The sequence below is a fragment of the Streptomyces sp. NPDC056835 genome (assembly GCF_042789485.1).
Lineage (GTDB): Bacteria > Actinomycetota > Actinomycetes > Streptomycetales > Streptomycetaceae > Streptomyces.
In genome coordinates this window covers 53964-73657 of sequence record NZ_JBHUBB010000024.1, presented here as the reverse complement: position 1 = coordinate 73657, position 19694 = coordinate 53964, and the positions used below count along the sequence as shown (strand labels likewise).

Genomic DNA, 19694 nt, shown 5'->3' with positions numbered 1-19694 from the left:
CTCGGCCCCACTCGTTAGACCCACTCGTCGAGATCGTCGCCCGCATTGTGGAAGGGCCCGCCGCAAGGCAATCACGCGGGACATCTACCAGAGCGCCCTCCCCCACGTCGGCAAGAGCTCCGCCGAGGCCACCGCCAAGCTGGTCCCGCTCCAGCGCAAGTCCGAGGCGAAGAAGAACAAGGCGCGGAAGAAGCCCAAGAAGTGGGGCACCGAGCCGCTCCGCTCACGCATCGCTCACGCAAGCCATCCCACCGCACCCCAGCCGTGTGTGACGCGTCACGCCCCGAGCAACACAAAAGGCCAGGTCACGGGCTATGTGACCTGGCCTTCACCGGAGCCCCCTGTCGGATTCGAACCGACGACCTACGCATTACAAGTGCGTTGCTCTGGCCAACTGAGCTAAGGAGGCGTGCCCGAGCAGTGTACCGGGCTTCGATCACCGCTCCGCCGGAAATTTCGTTCGCGCAGGACTACTGACAGATCAGCAAGGGACAGGTACCGTCACCTCAAGTTCACCCAGGTGGACTAGACCCATCCTCCGCCTTCCGGCGGAGGACCCATTCCTTTACTCGGATCGTCCGGCACGTTCCTGCCGGTGAGGGGACACATCGCCATGGCAACTGTCTCGTTCGACAAGGCAACCCGCGTCTACCCGGGTTCCACCAAGCCCGCTGTCGACCAGCTGGAGATCGAGATCGAGGATGGCGAGTTCCTCGTCCTCGTCGGTCCGTCCGGCTGCGGCAAGTCGACCTCCCTGCGCATGCTCGCGGGTCTTGAGGACGTCAACGGCGGCGCCATCCGTATCGGTGACCGCGATGTCACGCATCTGCCGCCGAAGGACCGGGACATCGCCATGGTGTTCCAGAACTACGCGCTGTACCCGCACATGTCCGTCGCCGACAACATGGGCTTCGCGCTCAAGATCGCCGGTGTGAACAAGGCGGAGATCCGCAAGAAGGTCGAGGAGGCCGCGAAGATCCTCGACCTCAGCGAGTACCTCGACCGCAAGCCGAAGGCGCTCTCGGGTGGTCAGCGCCAGCGTGTCGCGATGGGGCGCGCCATCGTGCGTGAGCCGCAGGTGTTCCTCATGGACGAGCCGCTGTCGAACCTCGACGCCAAGCTCCGTGTCTCCACCCGTACGCAGATCGCGTCGCTCCAGCGCCGCCTCGGCATCACGACGGTGTACGTGACCCACGACCAGGTCGAGGCCATGACCATGGGCGACCGGGTGGCGGTTCTCAAGGACGGTCTGCTTCAGCAGGTCGACTCGCCGCGCAACATGTACGACCGCCCCAACAACCTCTTCGTGGCCGGCTTCATCGGTTCCCCGGCCATGAACCTGGTCGAGGTGCCGATCACCGACGGTGGTGTGAAGTTCGGCAACAGCGTCGTGCCGGTCTCCCGTGACGCGCTCGCCGCCGCCGCGGACAAGGGTGACGAGACCGTCACGGTCGGTGTCCGCCCCGAGCACTTCGACCTCGCGGAGGAGAGCGGCGCCGGTGGCGCGCTGTCCAAGGACGCTCCGGCGGGTCTGGCCGTGACCGTCAATGTCGTCGAGGAGCTGGGCGCCGACGGTTACGTCTACGGCACCGCCGACCTGGGCAGCGAGAAGAAGGACCTCGTGGTCCGCGTCAACGGCCGCGCCGTACCGGAGAAGGGCGCCAAGCTGCATGTCGTCCCGCGCGCCGGTGAGACGCACGTCTTCTCGACCTCGACCGGTGAGCGTCTGACCGACTAGGTCCTGCCCGGTCGATCTTCGTGGATCAGGCCGCGGCGTCTGGTGCCGTGCATCGCAAGGCGGAGGATCGCCCGTGTACTGGACGTACTCGGGCGACTCCGACAACGCGGCGAGGTGCGGCGCCAGACGCCGCGGGCCCGCGAAGATCGGCCGGACAGGGCCTGGGTCCTGTCCGGGGCCGCGCCCGCAAGACCTCCGGTTCGAGTTTGTCCGTACGGCCCCGCACTCCGGTGCGGGGCCGTACGCGCGTGTCGACAAATACCCCGACAGACAGGTCATTTCGGACAGGGCGCGTCAACACCCGATTCGAAAAGTCCGGTCGAACCATCCCTCACACGAGTGACTAAATGTCGCCAAATCATTACTGACCGCTACGCTCGCCTGCGTGACCCACACAGCCCGCCGTATCGGCCGAACTCTCGCTCTCGTACTGCCCGTCGTCCTGGTGCTCTCCGGGACCCTCGCGGTCGCCCGTGTTCCGTGGGCGGCCAGCAACTCCGAGTCGCAGGTCCTGACCGCCTCTTCGGACACCGCCTCGGTCCGGGCCAAGTCCCGTACGCCCCAGGACATTCTGCGCGACCAGCTCCTCGTGGAGCTTCAGGAGAAGGATCCGGGCATCGCCCTGACGCACCTTCAGCGACAGGTCGAGGAGCGCCCGTCGCTCGCCAAGCACTGCATGTCGATCGCGCGGGCCCTCGGCCGCGCCGCTGTGGCCTCCTACGGCCCGACGCGCGCGCAGTCCTTCTCGCGTCCCGTGTGCGACACATCGTTCGCGTACGGCGTCTCCCAGCAGACCGCGGGGAGCTGACCGCCGGCTCCCTGTCCGGCCCGCCTATCGTTCACGGCATGCATACGTATCCGACGCAGGCCGTGATTCTCGCGGGCGGCCAGGGGTCGCGGCTGCGCCCGTACACCGATGACCGGCCCAAGCCGATGGTCGAGATCCCCGGAACGGGGACCCCGATCATCGGCCATCAGCTTTCCTGGCTCGCCGCCGAGGGCGTGACCGATGTCGTCATCTCGTGCGGCCATCTCGCCGAAGTCCTCCAGGAGTGGCTGGACTCGGCGGATCTTCCGCTGCGTGTCACCACCGTGGTGGAGCCCGAGCCGCTGGGGCGCGGCGGCGGCCTCAAGTACGCCGCCGCGCGTCTGCCCGCCCCCGATCAGCCCTGGTACGCCACCAATGGCGACATCTGGACACGTTTCTCGCTGCGCGAGATGGCCGCGTTCCACACCGAGCGCGACGCGACCGCGACGCTCGCCCTCGCCCGGCCGCGGATCCCGTGGGGGGCCGTCGAGACGGACGAGTTCGGTCATGTCCTCGACTTCATCGAGTCGCCGCCGTCGCCGTATCTGATCAACGCGGGGGTGTACGTGTTCTCGGCGGGCTTCGCGGAGTTGCTGCCCGACCGGGGCGATCACGAGCGGACCACCTTCCCCCGGCTGGCGCGGCAGCGTCGGCTGGCGGGCTATCCGCTGCCGAACGGGGCGTACTGGCGGGCCATCGACACCGCGAAGGACCTCACGGAGGCGGCCAAGGAGCTCGCGTCCGGCGGCCCCGGGCGCCCCGTGAGCCCCGTGAGCCCTGTCCCGGGCGTCGAGCACCTTCCCGGGCATCCCGGCGGCTCCGGGAGCCCCGTAGGGCGCTGACGGCCCTCCTGAGCGACCGCTGAGGGGCGGCCACCCCAACTCGGGTGGCCGCCCCTCAGTCCCTCGGTTCCGCTCTCAGTCGTCTCCGTACGGTCGGTCGTACGGTCGGTCGTACGGTCGGTCGTACGGTCGGTCGTACGGTCGGTCATATGGTCGGTCATATGGTCGTACGGCTACGGTGTCAGCCGAGCAGGCCGCCGATCGGATTGCGGTTGTCGCCGCCCGAGGACGAGCCACCGGTGCCGGATCCCCCGTCCCCGCCGCTGCCGCTGCCACTGCCGCTGCCTCCGCCGCTTCCGTCGCCGCCCGTGCCGCCGGTGGAGGACGGTCCCTGGCTGCTGGACGGCGGCGGGGCCTGCTCCGCCGTCCTCGGGGCCTGCTGGACCGTGCCCTGCGTCTGGCTGGGAGGCTGCTGCGTCCGTCCCGTACTCGTCGCGGCGCCGCCGCTCTCGCGGACCTGTCCGTCGCTGCCGGGCGCGGTCTGCGGGGCGGTGGGGCTGCCCGAACGGCTCGCGGACGGCTCGGACGACTTACCGCCCTTGGCGCCCCCGCTGTCGGGCGTGCCGGACGCGCTGCTCGTACCTCCGCCGCGCTTCTGCGGCAGCGGGACACCCGGCAGCTGGTTGACCGGGTCCACATTGGGTCCCGGCACGGTCACCATCTCGGCGGAACGTACGGCTCCGCCCAGGACCGAGCCGACCAGCAGCGTGAGACCGATGACGACGGTCGCCACGACCGCGCCCCGGCGCAGCACCCGGCGCCGCAGGTCCCAGATCTCCGAGCGCGGCCCGAGCCTGCGCCATGCCTCGCCCGCGAGCCGCCCGTCCATGGAGTAGACGGGGGCGCCCGCGATGATCAGCGGGGACCAGGCGGCGAGGTAGATGATGTCGGGCGCGTCGTACGCCGGGACGGTCCGCCAGCTGACGGTGAGCAGCAGCGCCGCCGAGAGCAGCGCCCCGACGCAGGCGGCGACCCGCTGCCAGAGGCCGAGGACCGTCAGTACGCCGACCACGATCTGGAGGAAGGCGACACTGAGGCCCGCGCCGACGGGGTGGGAGAGCGCGAAGTCCCGCAGCGGTTCGGCGAGGGCCCAGGGCCGCAGGGAGTTGAGCCACTTCACCATCGAGCCGCGCTCGCCGCCGTCGAAGTAGACGGGGTCGCAGAGCTTGCCCATGCCTGCGTAGATCGAGATGAAGCCGAGGAAGACGCGGAGCGGGAGCAGCACCACACCGAGGTTCATCCGACGGCCGGGGTAGTACGCGTGCCGTACGCCCGCGTCGGTGGCGCGCGTGCTCTCCGCGCCGTGCCGAAGGGAGCGGTCCCGCTCGTCGGGGTCGGACCCGAGCTCGTACGGTTCCTCGTCCGGCGCCCCGTATCCGGAGTCGTAGCCGGAGTCATGACGGGTGTCGTAGCGGGAGTCGTAGCGGGTGTCGTGGCGGGAGTCGTGGCGCGAATCGGAGTCGTAGGCCGTGTCGTACGCGCCGACCGCCTGCCGCATGGGCGGCAGCAGTGGTGTGGCGGTGGTGCGGGGGGCACCGGACGGAGCCGGTACGCCGACACGGGAGCCGCCGACGACCGGCGTCGGTACCGTCGTCTCGCCTTCGGCGTCGATGCGCGGGATGACCTGGGTGGCGCCGGTGTCGTACCCCCTTCCGGGTACTTCTGGCAGGCCGGGCGTGTCGCTGTACGCACCGCGCGCCGGCCGGGCGGAGGAGTTCCGTACGGCCTGGAGGAGTCCGCTGGCTCCGGGGTCCCCCGGTTCGGACTTTCCGCTCCAGACGACGGGCGCTCTGCGGCGCGCTGCTCCCCCACCGCCCCCGCCGCCCCCGCCGCTCATGGCGGGGATACGCGCGGTGTCCGCGGCCGCGGCGCGCGCGGCGCCGGGGCGCTGGGGCGTTGCGAGCTTCACCCGGAAGCTGGCGTGGTTCACGATGACCTGCGCGGGGTCGCAGTCCACTTTGAGCATGCTCAGCGGGGGCTGATCGTCGAACCCGGGCCGGGGCGTTCTGGTGTCCACACTCATCTAACCGAGTGACTTGTGTTTAGGACACTGCCTTGACGCGCGGGAAATGTCCGAGACCCGTCAAGATCACTACGGAGGCCCGTTCAGGCTCCCTCGGGAGCCCTCGGGCGGCTCTCGGAACGGGAAACCTCAGGACCGGCGGCGCGACGCCTCGTACAGCACCACTCCCGCTGCGACCCCGGCGTTCAGCGACTCGGCGCCGCCCGGCATCGGGATCCGGAGCCGGAAGTCGCAGGTCTCGCCGACGAGCCGGGACAGTCCCTTGCCCTCGCTGCCGACGACGATCACGACGGGACCGCCGAGGGCTTCGAGGTCACCGACCTCGGCCTCGCCGTCCGCCGCGAGGCCGACGACGGTCAGGCCCGCCTTCTTGTACGCCTCCAGCGTGCGGGTCAGGTTGGTGCAGCGGGCGACCGGCGTGCGGGCCGCCGTACCGGCCGACGACTTCCAGGCACCGGCCGTCATTCCGGCGGCGCGCCGCTCCGGTACGACGACGCCGTGCCCGCCGAAGGCGGAGACGGACCGGACGACCGCGCCGAGGTTGCGCGGGTCGGTGACCCCGTCGAGCGCGACGATCAGCGGGTCCTCGCCGTCGTCGAAGGCCGCCGCCGCGAGGTCGTCGGGGTGGGCGTACTCGTACGGCGGGACCTGGAGGACGAGGCCCTGGTGGTTCAGGCCGTTCGTCATCCGGTCCAGCTCGGGCTTGGGGGCCTCCATCAGGTGGATGCCGCCGCGGTCGGCCGCGAGCTGGAGCGCCTCGCGGACGCGCTCGTCGTTGTCGATGAACTGCTGTACGTAGAGCATCGAGGCGGGCACGCCGTCGCGCAGCGCCTCGAAGACGGGGTTGCGGCCGACGACCATCTCGCTGGTGCCCTTGCCGCCGCGACGGGCGACCTGGCGGCGGGCGGTCTGCTTGGCCTTGGCGTTGGCGGCGCGGTTCTGGACATGGCCCTTGCGCGCGGACGCGGGGGGAGTCGGGCCCTTGCCCTCAAGCCCGCGGCGTCGCTTGCCACCGCTGCCGACCTGCGCGCCCTTCTTGTTGGACGTGCGGCGGTTCCTGCGCTGGCTGTTCCCGGCCATGACCTACCTGTTTCGTTGCTTCAGAGGTGCTTCAGAGGTGATTCGGACGTGCTTCGGACGTGCGTGCGCGACGTCAAGTTTTACGCGTCAGCGTACGCAACTGTGCCGCCCGGAGGACCGGGCGGCACATATGCCCAGGTCAGCGCGGTCCGAGCGTCCAGCGTGGCCCCGAAGGGCCGTCCTCGATGACGAGTCCGGTCTGCTGGAGCTGGTCCCGGATGGCGTCGGCGGAGGCCCAGTCCTTGCGGCCGCGCGCCGCCTCGCGCTGTTCCAGTACGAGCCGTACGAGCGTGTCCACGACACCGTGCAGATCCTCGCCACGGTCCGTCTCGCCGGCCCAGTGCGGGTCGAGCGGGTCGAGACCGAGGACGCCGAGCATGGCGCGTACCTCGGCGAGCCGGGCGACGGCCGCTTCCTTGTCGTCGGCGGCCAGCGCGGAGTTGCCCTGCCTGACGGTGGTGTGGACGATCGCCAGCGCCTGCGGGACACCGAGGTCGTCGTCCATGGCCTCGGCGAAGGCGGGCGGCACCTCGCCGGCCGGCTCCACCACTCCCCCGGCCTTCTCCACGACCCTCTGGACGAAGCCCTCGATGCGCGCGAAGGCGGACTCGGCCTCGCGCAGGGCCTCCTCGCTGTACTCGATCATCGAGCGGTAGTGCGGGGTGCCGAGGTAGTAGCGCAGCACGATCGGACGCCAGTGCTTGACCATCTCGGAGACCAGCACCGAGTTGCCGAGCGACTTGGACATCTTCTCGCCGCTCATGGTGACCCAGGCGTTGTGCACCCAGTACTTGGCGAACTCGTCGCCGTACGCCTTGGCCTGCGCGATCTCGTTCTCGTGGTGCGGGAAGATCAGGTCGATGCCGCCGCCGTGGATGTCGAAGACGGAGCCCAGGTACTTGTGGGCCATCGCCGAGCACTCCAGGTGCCAGCCGGGCCTGCCTCGTCCCCAGGGGGTCTCCCAGGACGGCTCGCCGGGCTTGGCGGCCTTCCACATGGCGAAATCCCGCTGGTCGCGCTTGCCGGTCTCACCCTCCCCGGAGGGCTGGCGCAGATCGTCCAGGTCCTGGTTGGACAGCTCCAGATAGCCGGGGAAGGAGCGGACGTCGAAGTAGACGTTGCCGTCGGCCTCGTACGCGTGACCGCGTTCGATCAGGCCGCGCATCATCTCGATCATCTCGGTGATGTGGCCGGTGGCGCGCGGTTCGTAGGTGGGGGGCAGGCAGCCGAGGACGTCGTAGCCCGCGTTGAAGGCGCGCTCGTTCTCGTAGCCGATCGCCCACCACGGCCGGCCCTGGGCCGCCGACTTGGTGATGATCTTGTCGTCGATGTCCGTGACGTTGCGGATGAACGTCACGTCGTAACCGCGGTACTCGAACCAGCGGCGCATGATGTCGAAGTTCAGTCCCGACCTGATGTGCCCGATGTGCGGGGCGGCCTGCACGGTGGCGCCACACAGGTAGATCGAGACACAGCCCGGCGTGAGCGGGGTGAAGTCACGGATCTGCCGGGCACCGGTGTCGTACAGCCGAATAGTCACGCGACAAGGGTAGTGCGCCTGGGGTAGTGCCCCGCGACCCTTTGGGCCACGGGGACACCGAAGCGTGACAATTATGACCTCGGCCGGGTCAGATACGGCCGACGACCTTACGCGGGGTGATACGGACGACGACGCGCTCGGCGTCGTCGGCCGAGGCCGGGTTGAACTCGGCGTACGGCTTGCCGGTGTACTTGAGCGACAGCTCGTTGATCAGCTCCTGGCCGCCCTCGGTGGTGAGGTTCGCGGTGCCACGGATCTCCGCGTACGTGTACGGGGCGTCGGTGGGCTGCGCGACCACCGTCACCCGGGGGTCGCGGCGCAGGTTGAGCTCCTTGCGGCGGCCGACGGTCGTCGAGATGAGCACATCGTTCCCGTCGCGCTTCACCCAGACCGGCGACACCTGGGGGCTGCCGTCGGGCTGGATGGTGGCGATGTTGACGAAGACCGGCGCGTCGAGGAGCTGCTTGAGACCTTCGGAGAGTTCGGCTGACATGACTGCCTCCTGATGTCTGGCACACGGGGGTGAACCGGAGGGGCGGACGCCGGTTCACGTACGCGTCGATGCTCCCTCAACCCACGCCCGCCGACCGGTATTTCAGGCCGATCGGTCGGCGGGCGTCTTGACGGACGTCTTGACGGGCGTCTGTCGCGGCCGGTCAGCCGTTCCGTACCACCAGCGCCGTGGCGATCGCGGCCAGCCCCTCGCCCCGGCCCGTGAAGCCGAGTCCGTCGGAGGTGGCGGCGGAGATCGCGACGGGTGCGCCGACCGCCGCGGAGAGGACCTTCTGGGCCTCTTCCCTCCGCTTGCCGATCTTCGGCCGTACGCCCACGACCTGTACGGCGACATTGCCGATCGTGAAGCCCCCGGCCCGGACGATCCTGGCCGCCTCCGTGAGGAGGGTGATCCCGGACGCGCCGGACCACTCGGGGCGGCCGGTGCCGAAGTGGGCCCCCAGATCGCCGAGGCCCGCGGCGGAGAACAGCGCGTTGCAGGCCGCGTGCGCGACGACGTCCGCGTCGGAGTGGCCGGCGAGTCCGGGGCCCTCGCCCTCCCAGAGCAGGCCCGCGCACCACAGCTCGCGGCCCTCCTCGAAGGCGTGGATGTCGGTGCCGATACCGACCCGCGGCAGCGCCGCGGTCACCGGCGGCCGGCTGTCAGAAGCCATCGTTGGCCCTCCTCCGGGCGAGTACCGCCTCGGCCAGCACCAGATCCAGCGGCCGGGTCACCTTGAACGCCTCCTCGTGTCCCGGTACGACCACCACGGGCGCGCCGAGCCGCTCGACCATACCGGCGCAGTCCGTCGCGCCCTCGCCGACCGCCGTCTCGCTCCGGTGGGCGCGCTGAAGTGTCCCGCGGTCGAAGCCCTGCGGGGTCTGTACGGCGCGCAGCAGCGCGCGCTCGGGGGTGGCGACGACCGGCTCGGGCTCGCCCTTCCCCCGGGGCTCGACCTGTTTGACGGTGTCCGCGAGCGGCAGCGCGGGCACGACGGCCGGCGCTCCGTCGCGTACGGCCTCGACCACGGCGTCCACGGTGTCGACGGGCACGAGCGGGCGCGCCGCGTCATGGACCAGGACCGCGGTGATGCCGTCGGGCAGGGCCTCGATACCGAGCCGTACCGATTCCTGGCGGGTCTCGCCGCCGGGTACGACGAGATAGTCCGTGCGCTCGGGCAGCGCGTGTTCGTCGAGGAGGTTCTTCACCTCGGAGGCGCCCTCGGGCGGCGCGACCACGACGACGAGCGAGACGGCACGGGACGCGGCCATCGCGCGGACGGCGTGGATCAGCATCGGTGTGCCGCCCAGGGTGCGGAGCGCCTTGGGGGCGCCGGGACCGAGCCGTACGCCCCGGCCTGCGGCGGGGATCACCGCGGCGGTGCGGTGGGGCCTGGCTTCCTCTGACATCGGTTGCACTCCGGCAGGTTTGTTTCCTCGGCCGACATGGGTATGGCCACAGCGTGCCGGGCGCGACGCCTTGACCGGACCCTTCCGTGACACCGGGTCGAGACGTACCGCGCCGGCCGCGAGGGCGGACAGGACGCGACACGACACATGCGTGTCGCGAGTATCACGACAAGTGAATGTGTACGGGGGATGTATACGGAATGTCGGACGGGATGCGGGTATACGGGCATGCCGCAGCGCCCGGCGACGCAGCCTTTTCCTCATAGCTGGTCAGCGGGCACCACGGCATTCAGTGCTAGTGCTTCACTGCGTCAAGATATTCAGGACGCGAGGACCTCGTCGAGCAGAGCCTCGGCCTTGTCTTCATTCGTGTTCTCCGCGAGAGCCAGCTCGCTGACAAGAATCTGCCGCGCCTTGGCGAGCATGCGCTTCTCACCTGCGGAGAGTCCGCGCTCACGTTCCCGGCGCCACAGGTCGCGCACGACTTCGGCGACCTTGATGACATCGCCGGAGGCGAGCTTTTCGAGATTTGCCTTGTAGCGACGGGACCAGTTCGTCGGTTCCTCTGCGTACGGTGCCCTGAGCACCTCGAAGACCCGGTCCAGCCCGTCCTGACCGACCACATCGCGCACGCCGACGAACTCCGCATTGTCCGCCGGTACACGCACCGTCAAGTCGCCTTGGGCGACCTTGAGCACCAAGTAGGTCTTGTCCACGCCTTTGATCTGGCGAGTTTCGATGGCCTCGATCAGCGCGGCCCCGTGATGGGGATAGACCACGGTGTCGCCAACCTTGAACGTCATGTGACAGGTACCCCTTCCGTGGCTATCCAGGGTAACACGAGAATGGCATCTTCTGAATGGCGTTTTCGCAGGTCAGGGCGCATCTCGGGGCTTGACAACAGCGCCAGGAACGTGCTGCGAGCGGGTTCCGGAAGGGGGTATTCGCAGGTCGGAGCGGCTGCGCGGGCACCCGGAAACGCGCGCGTCACCCACCGCGGAACACCTCCCGAAGTGGCCGAACGTCCCGATTTGCCGGATTCTAGGGGTCGGACTTCCTGTACTCCGTTCGGATGTCGGTCACCCGTACGAGGGGAAGTGCGACGGAAGTACAACGGCAGTACAGCGGAAGTACGAGGGATTCTGAATTTGATCACCATGGCCCCACCGCACGGTATTCGTAAGGAATGTGTGGCGGCCGGAGAAATTGATCACCGGCATTATGTGAACGGCGTGCGAAACACCGCGATCGCGTGCCTGATCGGGGGTGTGATCAGGGGCGTGATCAGAAGCCTGATCAGGGTGTGATCGGCGCGGGGCGATCCGGGGCGTCCGGCACGGTCAGGCCGGTCGGAACCGGTCGGAGGCGGGTCGGGTGCGGGGCCGCGACAACGGCTCGGTAACCTGAGGGCCGCTGACGCTCCTTTAGCCCGATCTCAGGTTGGTCAGCTCGTCCTCAGCCCCTCCGTCCGTACGTCCTAGGAGTTGCCGCCGCCGTGAGCCGCAGCCTTCGACGCGGCGCCCTCGCCGCTACCGCCCTCGTGTTCTCGCTCGCCACGCTCTCCGCGTGCGGTGCCGGCAACAACGCGCAGACCCTCGGCGTCAGGCCGGACAACGCCGCCACCACTGTCGACGCCATCAGCATCCAGAACGCGACGGTGGTCACCCAGCCCGAGGCCGACGCGACGGGCCCGGCGGTCGTCACCGGCACGGTCTTCAACCACGGCCGGAGCGCGCAGACGCTCGACTCGGTCAAGCTGCCCGGCACCAACGCGACGGTGAAGCTCTCCCCGGCCAAGGGTTCGGGCCCGATCACCGTGCCGGGCCTGGGTTCCGTCCAGCTCGGTGGCGCGGGCAACGCCTCCGCCGTGATCGAGAACGGCAACGAGGCCGCGAAGAACGGCGACGCGCAGCAGGTCGTCTTCACGTTCAGCAAGACCGGCGACGTGGGGCTGCGCGCCTTCGTCTGGCCGGCGAACAGCTTCTACAAGGACGTGGGCCCGAGCACGCTGCCGACCCCGTCCGGGACGCCGTCGGGATCCGCGTCGGGGACGCCCGCCGCGGGCGCCGAGGGTGAGAGCGGCCGGCCCGGTGGCGGTGGCCTGTCGGAGGCGCCGTCGGGCGAGGCGTCGGACACCGCGTCGGACACGCCGGGCGACACACCGTCCGACTCCGCGTCCGCCTCGCACGAGACCACGGGCTGAGGCATGGGCATGGCTGTGGCGCCCCGCCCGGGATCCGGACGGGGCGCCACAGCCACACGTCACATGTCACACGGCCATCGGGCCGGTTTACGGCTCGAACTTGTAGCCCAGGCCACGGACCGTCACCAGATACCGCGGGGCACCGGGGTCGGGCTCGATCTTGGCGCGGAGCCGCTTGACGTGGACGTCCAGGGTCTTGGTGTCGCCGACGTAGTCCGCGCCCCACACCCGGTCGATCAGCTGCATACGGGTCAGCACCCGGCCCGCGTTGCGGAGCAGCATCTCCAGCAGGTCGAACTCCTTCAGCGGCAGGTCGACCTTGCCGCCGGAGACCGTCACGACATGGCGGTCCACGTCCATCCTGACCGGACCCGCCTCCAGGGCGGCCGGGGTCACCTCTTCCGGCTCACCGCGACGGCGCAGGACCGCGCGGATACGGGCGACCAGCTCCCGCGAGGAGAAGGGCTTGGTGACATAGTCGTCAGCCCCTATCTCCAGGCCGACGACCTTGTCGATTTCACTGTCCTTGGCGGTCACCATGATCACCGGGACATTGGACTTGCCGCGCAGCTGGCGGCAGACCTCGGTACCCGGCAGGCCGGGCAGCATGAGGTCGAGCAGGACGAGGTCGGCGCCGTTGCGTTCGAACTCGTCGAGCCCCGCGGGCCCGGTGGTCGCGATGGCGACCTCGAAGCCTTCCTTGCGGAGCATGTAGGAAAGGGCGTCGCTGAAGGATTCCTCATCCTCGACGACGAGCACTCGGGTCACGGAAGGACCTCCGGGGCAGGAATCACGGTCGGGGGATCCAGCTCGATGCTGGGGTCTGTGTCGTAGCGCCGGTCGACGTCGTCCGGGCCGGTGGGTGTTCGGTCCCGTCCGGCGCCCGCCTCGGGCAGCCTCAGGGTGAAGGTGGAGCCCTGGCCTTCGGAGCTCCATACGGTGACCTCCCCGCCGTGCGAGGCGGCCACGTGCTTGACGATGGCGAGGCCGAGCCCCGTACCGCCGGTGGCTCGGGAGCGGGCCGGGTCCACGCGGTAGAAGCGTTCGAAGATCCGCTCGCGGTCCTTCTCGGAGATGCCTATGCCCTGATCGGTCACGGCTATCTCGATCAGGTCCCCGCCGGCGGCGGAGACGCGGTGCGCGGCGATACCGACGCGCGTGCGGGCCGGGGAGTAGTTGACGGCGTTCTCGACGAGATTGCCGAGAGCGGCGGCGAGCTGGCCGCGGTTGCCCCATACATGCAGATCGGCCGTTCCGCCCGAGGCCATGGTGATCTGCTTGGTGGACGCGGGCTGCCGGGACCTGTCGATGGCCTCGGCGACCAGTTCGTCCACCCGTACGGACTCCGAGTCCTCCAGCGGGTCGTCGTTCTGCACCCGCGAGAGGTCGATGAGTTCCTGTACGAGATTGGTGAGCCGGGTCGCCTCTATCTGCATGCGGCCGGCGAAGCGGGTGACCGCTTCGGGGTCGTCCGAGGCGTCCATCACGGCCTCGGAGAGCAGGGAGAGCGCGCCGGTGGGGGTCTTGAGCTCATGGCTGACATTCGCCACGAAGTCGCGCCGTACCGCTTCGATGCGGCGGGCTTCTGTGAGGTCCTCGACCAGAAGCAGGACGAGGCGGGAGCCGAGCGGAGCGACCCGGGCGGAGACCGCCAGGGCCTCCCCCCGGCCCGTACCGCGCCGGGGGAGATCCAGCTCCACCTGTCTTATCTCGCCGTCGCGCCGGGTGTCGCGTGCCATGTGCAGCATCGGTTCGACAGCGAGTTTGCCGCCCCTGACCAGGCCCAGCGCATACGCCGCGGAGCTGGCCTTGACCACGGAGTCGCTCTCGTCGAGAACGACCGCGGAGGAACGGAGCACGGACAGTACGGTGTCGACGCCCGGGGGCAGTACGGCATCCGTGTGCAGGGAGGTACGTGTGGGTCTTGCCTGGTCGCGTTCGCTCCAGCGAAACGCCAGCATGGCGATCACGCCGGTGCACACCCCGGCGATCGCTGCCAATGCGGCGACCGCCGCGTTCACGTCCATGTATCCCAGGTTATGCGCGGTCACGGACACTCTCCCAGCCATCGGAGTGTCTCCTGCGACACTCGTCGCCCAGAGTTCACCGAGGAGAAAGTGCCGGTTCATTTGGGAGGGAGGAGCCCGACGCGTAGTGGACAGAACGTGGGAGCGTGGGGGCACAGCCCCCGGCCTCCGGCCCCGGGCAGGAACGTGAAGAGAGGGACAACCCCATGCGGGACGCGTACCACGAGGAACTGGACTCGATAGGCGAGGATCTGGTCGAAATGGCCCGGCTGGTCGGTTCCGCCATCGGGCGGGCCACCACGGCCATGCTGGACGCGGATCTCAAGCTCGCCGAGAGCGTGATCGCCGCCGATCAGCGGGTCGACGACCTGCAGCACGACCTGGAGGCCAGGGCTATCGCGCTGCTGGCACGGCAGCAGCCCGTCGCGACCGATCTGCGGATCGTGGTCACCTCGCTGCGGATGAGCGCCGACCTGGAGCGCTCCGGCGACCTGGCGCAGCATGTCGCCAAGCTGGCCAGGCTCCGCTTCCCGGTCTCGCCCGTGCCGCACGATCTGCACGCGACGATCCTGGAGATGGGTCAGCTGGCGCAGCGCCTGATGGCGAAGGCCGCCGAGGTGATCATCACCAAGGACGTCGAGCTGGCGCTCCAGCTGGAGCAGGACGACGACGAGATGGACCTGCTGCACCGCACGCTCTTCCAGCACCTGATGGACGACCGCTGGAAGCACGGCATCGAGACGGCGGTGGACGTGACGCTGCTGGGCCGCTACTACGAGCGGTTCGCGGACCACGCGGTGGCGGTCGCCAAGCGGGTCGTCTTCCTGGTGACGGGCGAGCACGCGGATGAGATCCAGCCGGTGGACACCCCGGTCGAAGGGGCGTAAGGCCCCGCCCGGCGGATCTTCGCGGGCAGGAGGGGGGCGGGAAATCGGCGCCGGAAGCACTGAGCGGCGCGCGGGACTGAGGAACGGCGCGAAGGAGCGCATGGCGGTGCCTGCGCGCATGCGCCGTTGATGCGCCCGCCCCCCTGGGCATGCAATGGGCTCAGGCGCCATCCAGGCACGCCTTCGAGGAGGATCCCATGGCCGATTCCCCTACCCACGTCCCCCAGCAGGAAGCCCCCGCGGCCCCTGCCTCAGTGATCCGTCTGCCCGTCCTCGGCGCATGCGGCTGCGGCTCGGGCTGCGGCTGCGGCTGCCAGTCGGGCGGCTCCTGCCAGTGCGGCGGCGGCTGCGGTTAGGCCCTGTCTGACGGCGGCCGCGGTTAACCGAGGAGCCCCGACCGGCAGCGCGTCGCATCGCACTGCCGGACGGGGCTCTTTCGCGCGGTATTCGCGGGTGCGCGGGGCGGGCGGGGTGCGCGGGGCGGGGCGGGCTACTTCTTCTTGCCCTGGTTCTTCACGGCCTCGATCGCGGCGGCCGCCGCGTCCGCGTCCAGGTACGTGCCGCCCGGCGTGACCGGGTGGAAGTCGGCGTCCAGTTCGTAGACGAGCGGGATACCGGTCGGGATGTTCAGGCCCGCGATGTCGGCGTCCGAGACCCCGTCCAGGTGCTTGACCAGGGCGCGCAGGCTGTTGCCGTGGGCGGCGATCAGGACCGTACGGCCGGTCATCAGGTCCGGGACGATCGCGTCGTACCAGTACGGCAGCATCCGCTCGACGACGTCCTTCAGGCACTCGGTGCGCGGACGCAGCTCGCTCGGGATCGTGGCGTAGCGCGGGTCGTCGCTCTGCGAGAACTCCGTGCCGTCCTCCAGGGCCGGCGGCGGGGTGTCGTACGAGCGGCGCCACAGCATGAACTGCTCCTCGCCGAACTCGGCGAGCGTCTGGGCCTTGTCCTTGCCCTGGAGCGCGCCGTAGTGGCGCTCGTTCAGCCGCCAGGAGCGCTGGACGGGGATCCAGTGGCGGTCCGCGGCCTCCAGCGCGAGCTGCGCGGTGCGGATGGCGCGCTTCTGGAGGGAGGTGTGCAGTACGTCGGGCAGCAGGCCGGCGTCCTTGAGCAGCTCACCGCCGCGGACCGCTTCCTTCTCGCCCTTGTCGGTGAGGTTGACGTCCACCCAGCCGGTGAACAGGTTCTTGGCGTTCCACTCGCTCTCGCCGTGGCGGAGGAGGATCAGCTTGTACGGTGCGTCGGCCATGAGCCAAAGCCTAGTGGACCCTCCGAACGGGTTTCGATTGACGTCTGCCATCAATTGACTGGCGGTTCTGGAGCCGCGGTACGTAAGTTGCCCATGGCCGTTCGGCCACTTACCAGGCCGTCCGGCCGCCACCGCTGTTTCCGGGGGGATTCCGCATGTCCGTCGCCACCTCGGCCGCCGCGTCGGCCGCCGGTCTGAGACGCGCTGTGAGGGAGACCGTCTCGGGGCTGCCCCGGGAGTTCTGGTGGCTGTGGACCAGCACGCTGGTGAACCGGCTGGGCGCTTTCGTCGCCACCTTCATGGCGCTCTATCTCACCCTGGACCAGGGCTATTCCGCCTCGTACGCGGGTGTGGTGGCCTCGCTGCACGGGCTCGGCGGGGTCATCTCGTCGCTGGTCGCGGGGGTGATGACCGACCGGCTCGGCCGGCGGCCCACGCTGCTGATCGCGCAGTCGTCCACGGCCGCGTCCGTCGCGCTGCTCGGCTTCATGCGGGAGCCGGTCGCGATCGCCGCCGTGGCGTTCCTGGTCGGCATGGCCTCCAGCGCGTCGCGCCCCGCCGTGCAGGCGATGATGGCGGACATCGTGAAGCCCGAGGACCGGGTGCGGGCGTTCTCGCTGAACTACTGGGCGATCAACCTGGGCTTCGCGATCTCGTCGGCGGGCGCGGGGTTCATCGCGCAATACAGCTATCTCGCCGGATTCCTGGGCGAGGCCGCGATGACGCTCGCCTGCGCCGTACTGATCTTCCTGAAACTGCCTGAGTCCCGGCCGGAACGGGGGCCGGCCGGGGCTCCGGCGCGCGTCACCGCCGGGAAGAGCGACGGCGCGGAAGCGGCGCCCGAGGCGAAGACCGGGATGAAGACCGGGATGGGGACGGTCCTGCGGGACGGCCGCTTCATGAGCGTCGTGACGCTGTCCTTCGTCGTGTCGCTGATCTTCCAGCAGGCTTACGTCGGGCTGCCGGTGGCGATGGGAGCGGACGGGTTCACCAGCGCCGACTACGGCTTCGCCATCGCGGTCAACGGCGTCCTGATCGTGGTCATGCAGATCCCGGTCACCCGCTTCATCCAGCACCGCGACCCGCGCCGGCTGCTGATCGTCTCGTCGCTGCTCGCGGGGTACGGCTTCGGCCTGACGGCGTTCGCCGGGTCGATCGCGGTCTACGCGCTGACGGTCTGCGTGTGGACCCTGTCCGAGATAGTCAACGCCCCCACCCAGACGGGACTGGTGGTACGGCTCTCGCCGGTCCACGGGCGGGGGCGCTATCAGGGCATGTACACCATGTCCTGGTCGGTGGCGGCCCTGGTGGCCCCGCTGATGTCGGGTGTTGTGATCGACCGCTTCGGCGCCGCGTGGCTCTGGGGCGCGTGCGCGGTCCTGGGGACGCTGGCGGGGGCGGGGTACTGGCTGCTGATGCGGGGCTTGTCCCGGCCCTGAGCGACGGTGTTTCGCCCGTCGTCCTGAGCGACGGTGCTCCGCCCGTCACACCGTCGCCGTATCAGGACCTTCTCCGGCCGCGCGAGAGCCGAACGGGGAGGACGGCGTCAGCGCAGCTCGCGCTGTGCCTCGTAGAGATTGCGCGGCCGGACGTCCCCGGGAGCGCCGTACGCCTCCAGTCGCGTGTGCAACTCGCCCTGGAAGTCCGGCACATCGATCTGGTCGAACTCCCGCACCTCACTGATCCCCGCCGTAACGCTGTACGGAGCGATCTCGTCGATCTTGATCAGCCCCGCGCGCTCATTGGTGACGGTGACGTTCCAGTGCGCGAACCGCGCCCCGTACAGCGGCCCCGCGATCGCGTCGCCGCCGTGCCGGCCGTCGTTGCTGACCGTGATCTCGGTCCGTACGTTGGCGAAGGGCATCCCCCGGTGCGTGTCGAACGTGCCCATCTCCATCCGCCCGCGCGACCAGACGTTGTAGCTGGACAGCCCCTCGACATTGATGCCGTGCAGTTGCGTGCCCGCCGGCGTCGGGACCGTACGCCGCTCGATCACGAAGTCCTCGATCAGATTGTCGTGCGAGCCCTCGCGGCAGTAGTACGGGTGGTGCGAGCCCCGGCCCGCGACCCGGGTACGGCGCAGGGTGCAGGCGGAGGCGCCGATCAGGCCGAAGCCGTTGTCGACATGGCGTACGACGACATCCTCGGCCCAGCAGTCGTACGCGCACTGGAACGCGACCCCGTTGTAGCCCTTGTCGAGGAGGTGCGGGGACTGGGGTGTCTCGACGGCCTCCAGGGTCAGCCCCTCGACACCGGACCCGGTCAGCGGGATGACCGAGGTGGTGAACTTCGGGTCCCACTCCGGGCGTACGTCCAGCGGAAGCGGCCGTTCCAGGGTGACCTCGCGACCGCGTACGGCGGTGATGCGTACGGGCCACTCGTACGGTGCGTACGACGTCAGCTTGGTCATGGCGGCCCAGTCGTACGCCTCGGTGCCGGGGCCACCACCCGCCATGTGCTTCAGAAGGGTGTGGTCCGCGTCATCGGCGAGCTGGAGCAGGACGAGCTGTCCGCGCCTGAGCTTCGAGGCGTCCCGGACGGTCACGGACCGGTCGCCCCGGGCGCCGGGGGCGACGGCGGTGAGGGTGGTCCACTCGTCGCGCGCGTTGCCCGTCCAGCCCTCGAAGGGCCACTCGCGCGCCTTGATGGCGGTGGTGAGGGTGTCCCAACGGTCCTGCGGGCAGAGCCAGATGAGGCCGCCGGCCCAGGACCAGCTGGATTTGTCGCCGCCGTAACGGCTGCCGTAGGGGCCGATCACCTCGGTCAGATTCCGGGTGGCGTACAGCTTCGTACGGTCGCTGCCCGCGCCGCGCAGGACGACGCCGCTGTGCGCGATCCGGATCACGTCGTCGATCCGGTAGGTGCCGGGCGGGATGGAGACCGTGCCCCCGCCACGCTCAGCGGCAGCGGCGAGGGCACGGTTGATGGCGGGGGCGTCGTCCACGGAGCCGTCGCCCTTGGCGCCGTACGCGCGGACGTCGGCCACGACCCGGTACCGGGGAAGGCTTCGCGCACCGGCGCGCTGCCCCGCGCGGCCTACGTACGGGATCTGCGGGTGCGTGTACGGCGACTCGGCGAACTCGCGCCAGAGCGGGGACGTCCGCGGCGGCCTGCGCTCACCGGCGGCGGCGGTTCCCGGGAGTCCGGCGGCCATCGCTCCGGCCGTGGCGGCGACGGCGACCGCGGCGCCGAGCACCGTCCGTCTGCCGAGGGCACGTTGGCGTCGGGGCTCCATCGACATGATCTCGCCTCCATGTATGTGAACGATGTTCAGGTGCACGTCTGGAGGTGAGCATGCCATGGCCTTGGGCGCCCGGGAAGATGTCGAACGCCGAGTCGTTCAGCGGAATTTCGGGCCGGACGGGCAGGCGGGGCGATTCGGACGGGTCGGG

Annotated in this window: 17 protein-coding genes and 1 tRNA gene; 6 read left to right on the top strand and 12 right to left on the bottom strand. The window is 69.8% G+C overall.

Annotated elements, in window-relative coordinates:
- Nucleotides 1-335: 335 nt before the first annotated feature.
- Nucleotides 336-409: transfer RNA gene (locus tag ACFRMN_RS25820), tRNA-Thr, on the bottom strand.
- Between the two features lie 204 nt (nucleotides 410-613).
- Between ACFRMN_RS25820 and ACFRMN_RS25815 the strand changes: the two genes are divergently transcribed.
- The 3 genes from ACFRMN_RS25815 to ACFRMN_RS25805 all read left to right on the top strand — a co-directional run bounded on the left by ACFRMN_RS25815 (nucleotide 614) and on the right by ACFRMN_RS25805 (nucleotide 3388).
- Complete coding sequence (locus tag ACFRMN_RS25815) at nucleotides 614-1738, top strand: ABC transporter ATP-binding protein (RefSeq protein WP_383023230.1); 1125 nt, start codon at nucleotides 614-616, stop codon at nucleotides 1736-1738.
- A gap of 385 nt (nucleotides 1739-2123) precedes the next feature.
- On the top strand, nucleotides 2124-2546 hold the full coding sequence (locus ACFRMN_RS25810; protein ID WP_382876658.1) for a hypothetical protein: 423 nt from the start codon (nucleotides 2124-2126) through the stop codon (nucleotides 2544-2546).
- 38 nt (nucleotides 2547-2584) lie between these two features.
- Nucleotides 2585-3388, top strand: coding sequence for an NDP-sugar synthase (locus ACFRMN_RS25805; RefSeq protein ID WP_383023228.1), 804 nt, complete (start codon nucleotides 2585-2587; stop codon nucleotides 3386-3388).
- 181 nt (nucleotides 3389-3569) lie between these two features.
- Here the strand turns inward: ACFRMN_RS25805 and ACFRMN_RS25800 are convergent, their stop codons facing one another.
- From ACFRMN_RS25800 to ACFRMN_RS25770, 7 genes are all read right to left on the bottom strand, one after another.
- Complete coding sequence (locus ACFRMN_RS25800) at nucleotides 3570-5411, bottom strand: DoxX family protein (protein WP_383023226.1); 1842 nt, start codon at nucleotides 5409-5411, stop codon at nucleotides 3570-3572.
- Between the two features lie 129 nt (nucleotides 5412-5540).
- Complete coding sequence (rlmB, locus tag ACFRMN_RS25795) at nucleotides 5541-6491, bottom strand: 23S rRNA (guanosine(2251)-2'-O)-methyltransferase RlmB (protein ID WP_383023225.1); 951 nt, start codon at nucleotides 6489-6491, stop codon at nucleotides 5541-5543.
- A 139-nt stretch (nucleotides 6492-6630) separates the two neighbouring features.
- A complete protein-coding gene (gene cysS / locus ACFRMN_RS25790) occupies nucleotides 6631-8031 on the bottom strand; it encodes a cysteine--tRNA ligase (protein ID WP_383023223.1) in 1401 nt (466 codons plus the stop codon).
- A gap of 88 nt (nucleotides 8032-8119) precedes the next feature.
- Nucleotides 8120-8524 carry a PPOX class F420-dependent oxidoreductase gene (locus tag ACFRMN_RS25785; RefSeq protein WP_383023221.1) on the bottom strand — a complete coding sequence of 135 codons (405 nt, stop codon included), beginning with the start codon at nucleotides 8522-8524 and terminating at the stop codon, nucleotides 8120-8122.
- Between the two features lie 163 nt (nucleotides 8525-8687).
- Entirely contained in the window at nucleotides 8688-9197 is a 510-nt protein-coding gene (gene ispF / locus ACFRMN_RS25780; protein WP_383023219.1) for a 2-C-methyl-D-erythritol 2,4-cyclodiphosphate synthase, read from the bottom strand.
- A complete protein-coding gene (ispD, locus tag ACFRMN_RS25775; protein WP_383023218.1) occupies nucleotides 9187-9933 on the bottom strand; it encodes a 2-C-methyl-D-erythritol 4-phosphate cytidylyltransferase in 747 nt (248 codons plus the stop codon). Before ispD ends, ispF begins: the two co-directional genes overlap by 11 nt.
- Nucleotides 9934-10253: 320 nt before the next feature.
- Entirely contained in the window at nucleotides 10254-10736 is a 483-nt protein-coding gene (locus tag ACFRMN_RS25770; protein WP_003953493.1) for a CarD family transcriptional regulator, read from the bottom strand.
- A 692-nt stretch (nucleotides 10737-11428) separates the two neighbouring features.
- On the opposite strand from ACFRMN_RS25770, the gene ACFRMN_RS25765 reads away from it, so the two are divergent.
- Entirely contained in the window at nucleotides 11429-12136 is a 708-nt protein-coding gene (locus ACFRMN_RS25765) for a DUF461 domain-containing protein (RefSeq protein ID WP_383023216.1), read from the top strand.
- Between the two features lie 87 nt (nucleotides 12137-12223).
- Here ACFRMN_RS25765 and ACFRMN_RS25760 read toward each other — a convergent pair whose 3' ends face one another.
- Both ACFRMN_RS25760 and ACFRMN_RS25755 read right to left on the bottom strand, forming a co-directional pair.
- Nucleotides 12224-12904: a response regulator transcription factor gene (locus ACFRMN_RS25760; RefSeq protein ID WP_030353388.1), complete on the bottom strand. Its 681-nt coding sequence runs from the start codon at nucleotides 12902-12904 to the stop codon at nucleotides 12224-12226.
- On the bottom strand, nucleotides 12901-14163 hold the full coding sequence (locus tag ACFRMN_RS25755) for a sensor histidine kinase (protein WP_383023214.1): 1263 nt from the start codon (nucleotides 14161-14163) through the stop codon (nucleotides 12901-12903). Before ACFRMN_RS25755 ends, ACFRMN_RS25760 begins: the two co-directional genes overlap by 4 nt.
- A 206-nt stretch (nucleotides 14164-14369) precedes the next feature.
- Here ACFRMN_RS25755 and phoU point away from each other — a divergent pair, with 206 nt between their 5' ends.
- On the top strand, nucleotides 14370-15050 hold the full coding sequence (gene phoU, locus ACFRMN_RS25750) for a phosphate signaling complex protein PhoU (RefSeq protein ID WP_030353390.1): 681 nt from the start codon (nucleotides 14370-14372) through the stop codon (nucleotides 15048-15050).
- Nucleotides 15051-15540: 490 nt separating this feature from the next.
- Here phoU and ACFRMN_RS25745 read toward each other — a convergent pair whose 3' ends face one another.
- Nucleotides 15541-16302 carry a phosphoglyceromutase gene (locus ACFRMN_RS25745; protein WP_383023213.1) on the bottom strand — a complete coding sequence of 254 codons (762 nt, stop codon included), beginning with the start codon at nucleotides 16300-16302 and terminating at the stop codon, nucleotides 15541-15543.
- Nucleotides 16303-16457: 155 nt separating this feature from the next.
- On the opposite strand from ACFRMN_RS25745, the gene ACFRMN_RS25740 reads away from it, so the two are divergent.
- On the top strand, nucleotides 16458-17741 hold the full coding sequence (locus ACFRMN_RS25740; protein ID WP_383023211.1) for an MDR family MFS transporter: 1284 nt from the start codon (nucleotides 16458-16460) through the stop codon (nucleotides 17739-17741).
- 107 nt (nucleotides 17742-17848) lie between these two features.
- Here ACFRMN_RS25740 and ACFRMN_RS25735 read toward each other — a convergent pair whose 3' ends face one another.
- Entirely contained in the window at nucleotides 17849-19537 is a 1689-nt protein-coding gene (locus tag ACFRMN_RS25735) for a glycosyl hydrolase family 28-related protein (RefSeq protein WP_383023336.1), read from the bottom strand.
- Between the last annotated feature and the right edge of the window lie 157 nt (nucleotides 19538-19694).

What these genes read in the sequence shown, in the direction of transcription:
- ACFRMN_RS25815 (WP_383023230.1), top strand. Translation starts at nt 614, where the DNA reads ATGGCAACTGTCTCGTTCGACAAGGCAACCCGCGTCTACCCGGGTTCC.
- ACFRMN_RS25805 (WP_383023228.1), top strand. Translation starts at nt 2,585, where the DNA reads ATGCATACGTATCCGACGCAGGCCGTGATTCTCGCGGGCGGCCAGGGG.
- ACFRMN_RS25800 (WP_383023226.1), bottom strand. Translation starts at nt 5,411, where the DNA reads ATGAGTGTGGACACCAGAACGCCCCGGCCCGGGTTCGACGATCAGCCC.
- rlmB (WP_383023225.1), bottom strand. Translation starts at nt 6,491, where the DNA reads ATGGCCGGGAACAGCCAGCGCAGGAACCGCCGCACGTCCAACAAGAAG.
- ACFRMN_RS25785 (WP_383023221.1), bottom strand. Translation starts at nt 8,524, where the DNA reads ATGTCAGCCGAACTCTCCGAAGGTCTCAAGCAGCTCCTCGACGCGCCG.
- ispF (WP_383023219.1), bottom strand. Translation starts at nt 9,197, where the DNA reads ATGGCTTCTGACAGCCGGCCGCCGGTGACCGCGGCGCTGCCGCGGGTC.
- ispD (WP_383023218.1), bottom strand. Translation starts at nt 9,933, where the DNA reads ATGTCAGAGGAAGCCAGGCCCCACCGCACCGCCGCGGTGATCCCCGCC.
- ACFRMN_RS25770 (WP_003953493.1), bottom strand. Translation starts at nt 10,736, where the DNA reads ATGACGTTCAAGGTTGGCGACACCGTGGTCTATCCCCATCACGGGGCC.
- ACFRMN_RS25755 (WP_383023214.1), bottom strand. Translation starts at nt 14,163, where the DNA reads ATGGACGTGAACGCGGCGGTCGCCGCATTGGCAGCGATCGCCGGGGTG.
- phoU (WP_030353390.1), top strand. Translation starts at nt 14,370, where the DNA reads ATGCGGGACGCGTACCACGAGGAACTGGACTCGATAGGCGAGGATCTG.
- ACFRMN_RS25745 (WP_383023213.1), bottom strand. Translation starts at nt 16,302, where the DNA reads ATGGCCGACGCACCGTACAAGCTGATCCTCCTCCGCCACGGCGAGAGC.
- ACFRMN_RS25740 (WP_383023211.1), top strand. Translation starts at nt 16,458, where the DNA reads ATGTCCGTCGCCACCTCGGCCGCCGCGTCGGCCGCCGGTCTGAGACGC.
- ACFRMN_RS25735 (WP_383023336.1), bottom strand. Translation starts at nt 19,537, where the DNA reads ATGGAGCCCCGACGCCAACGTGCCCTCGGCAGACGGACGGTGCTCGGC.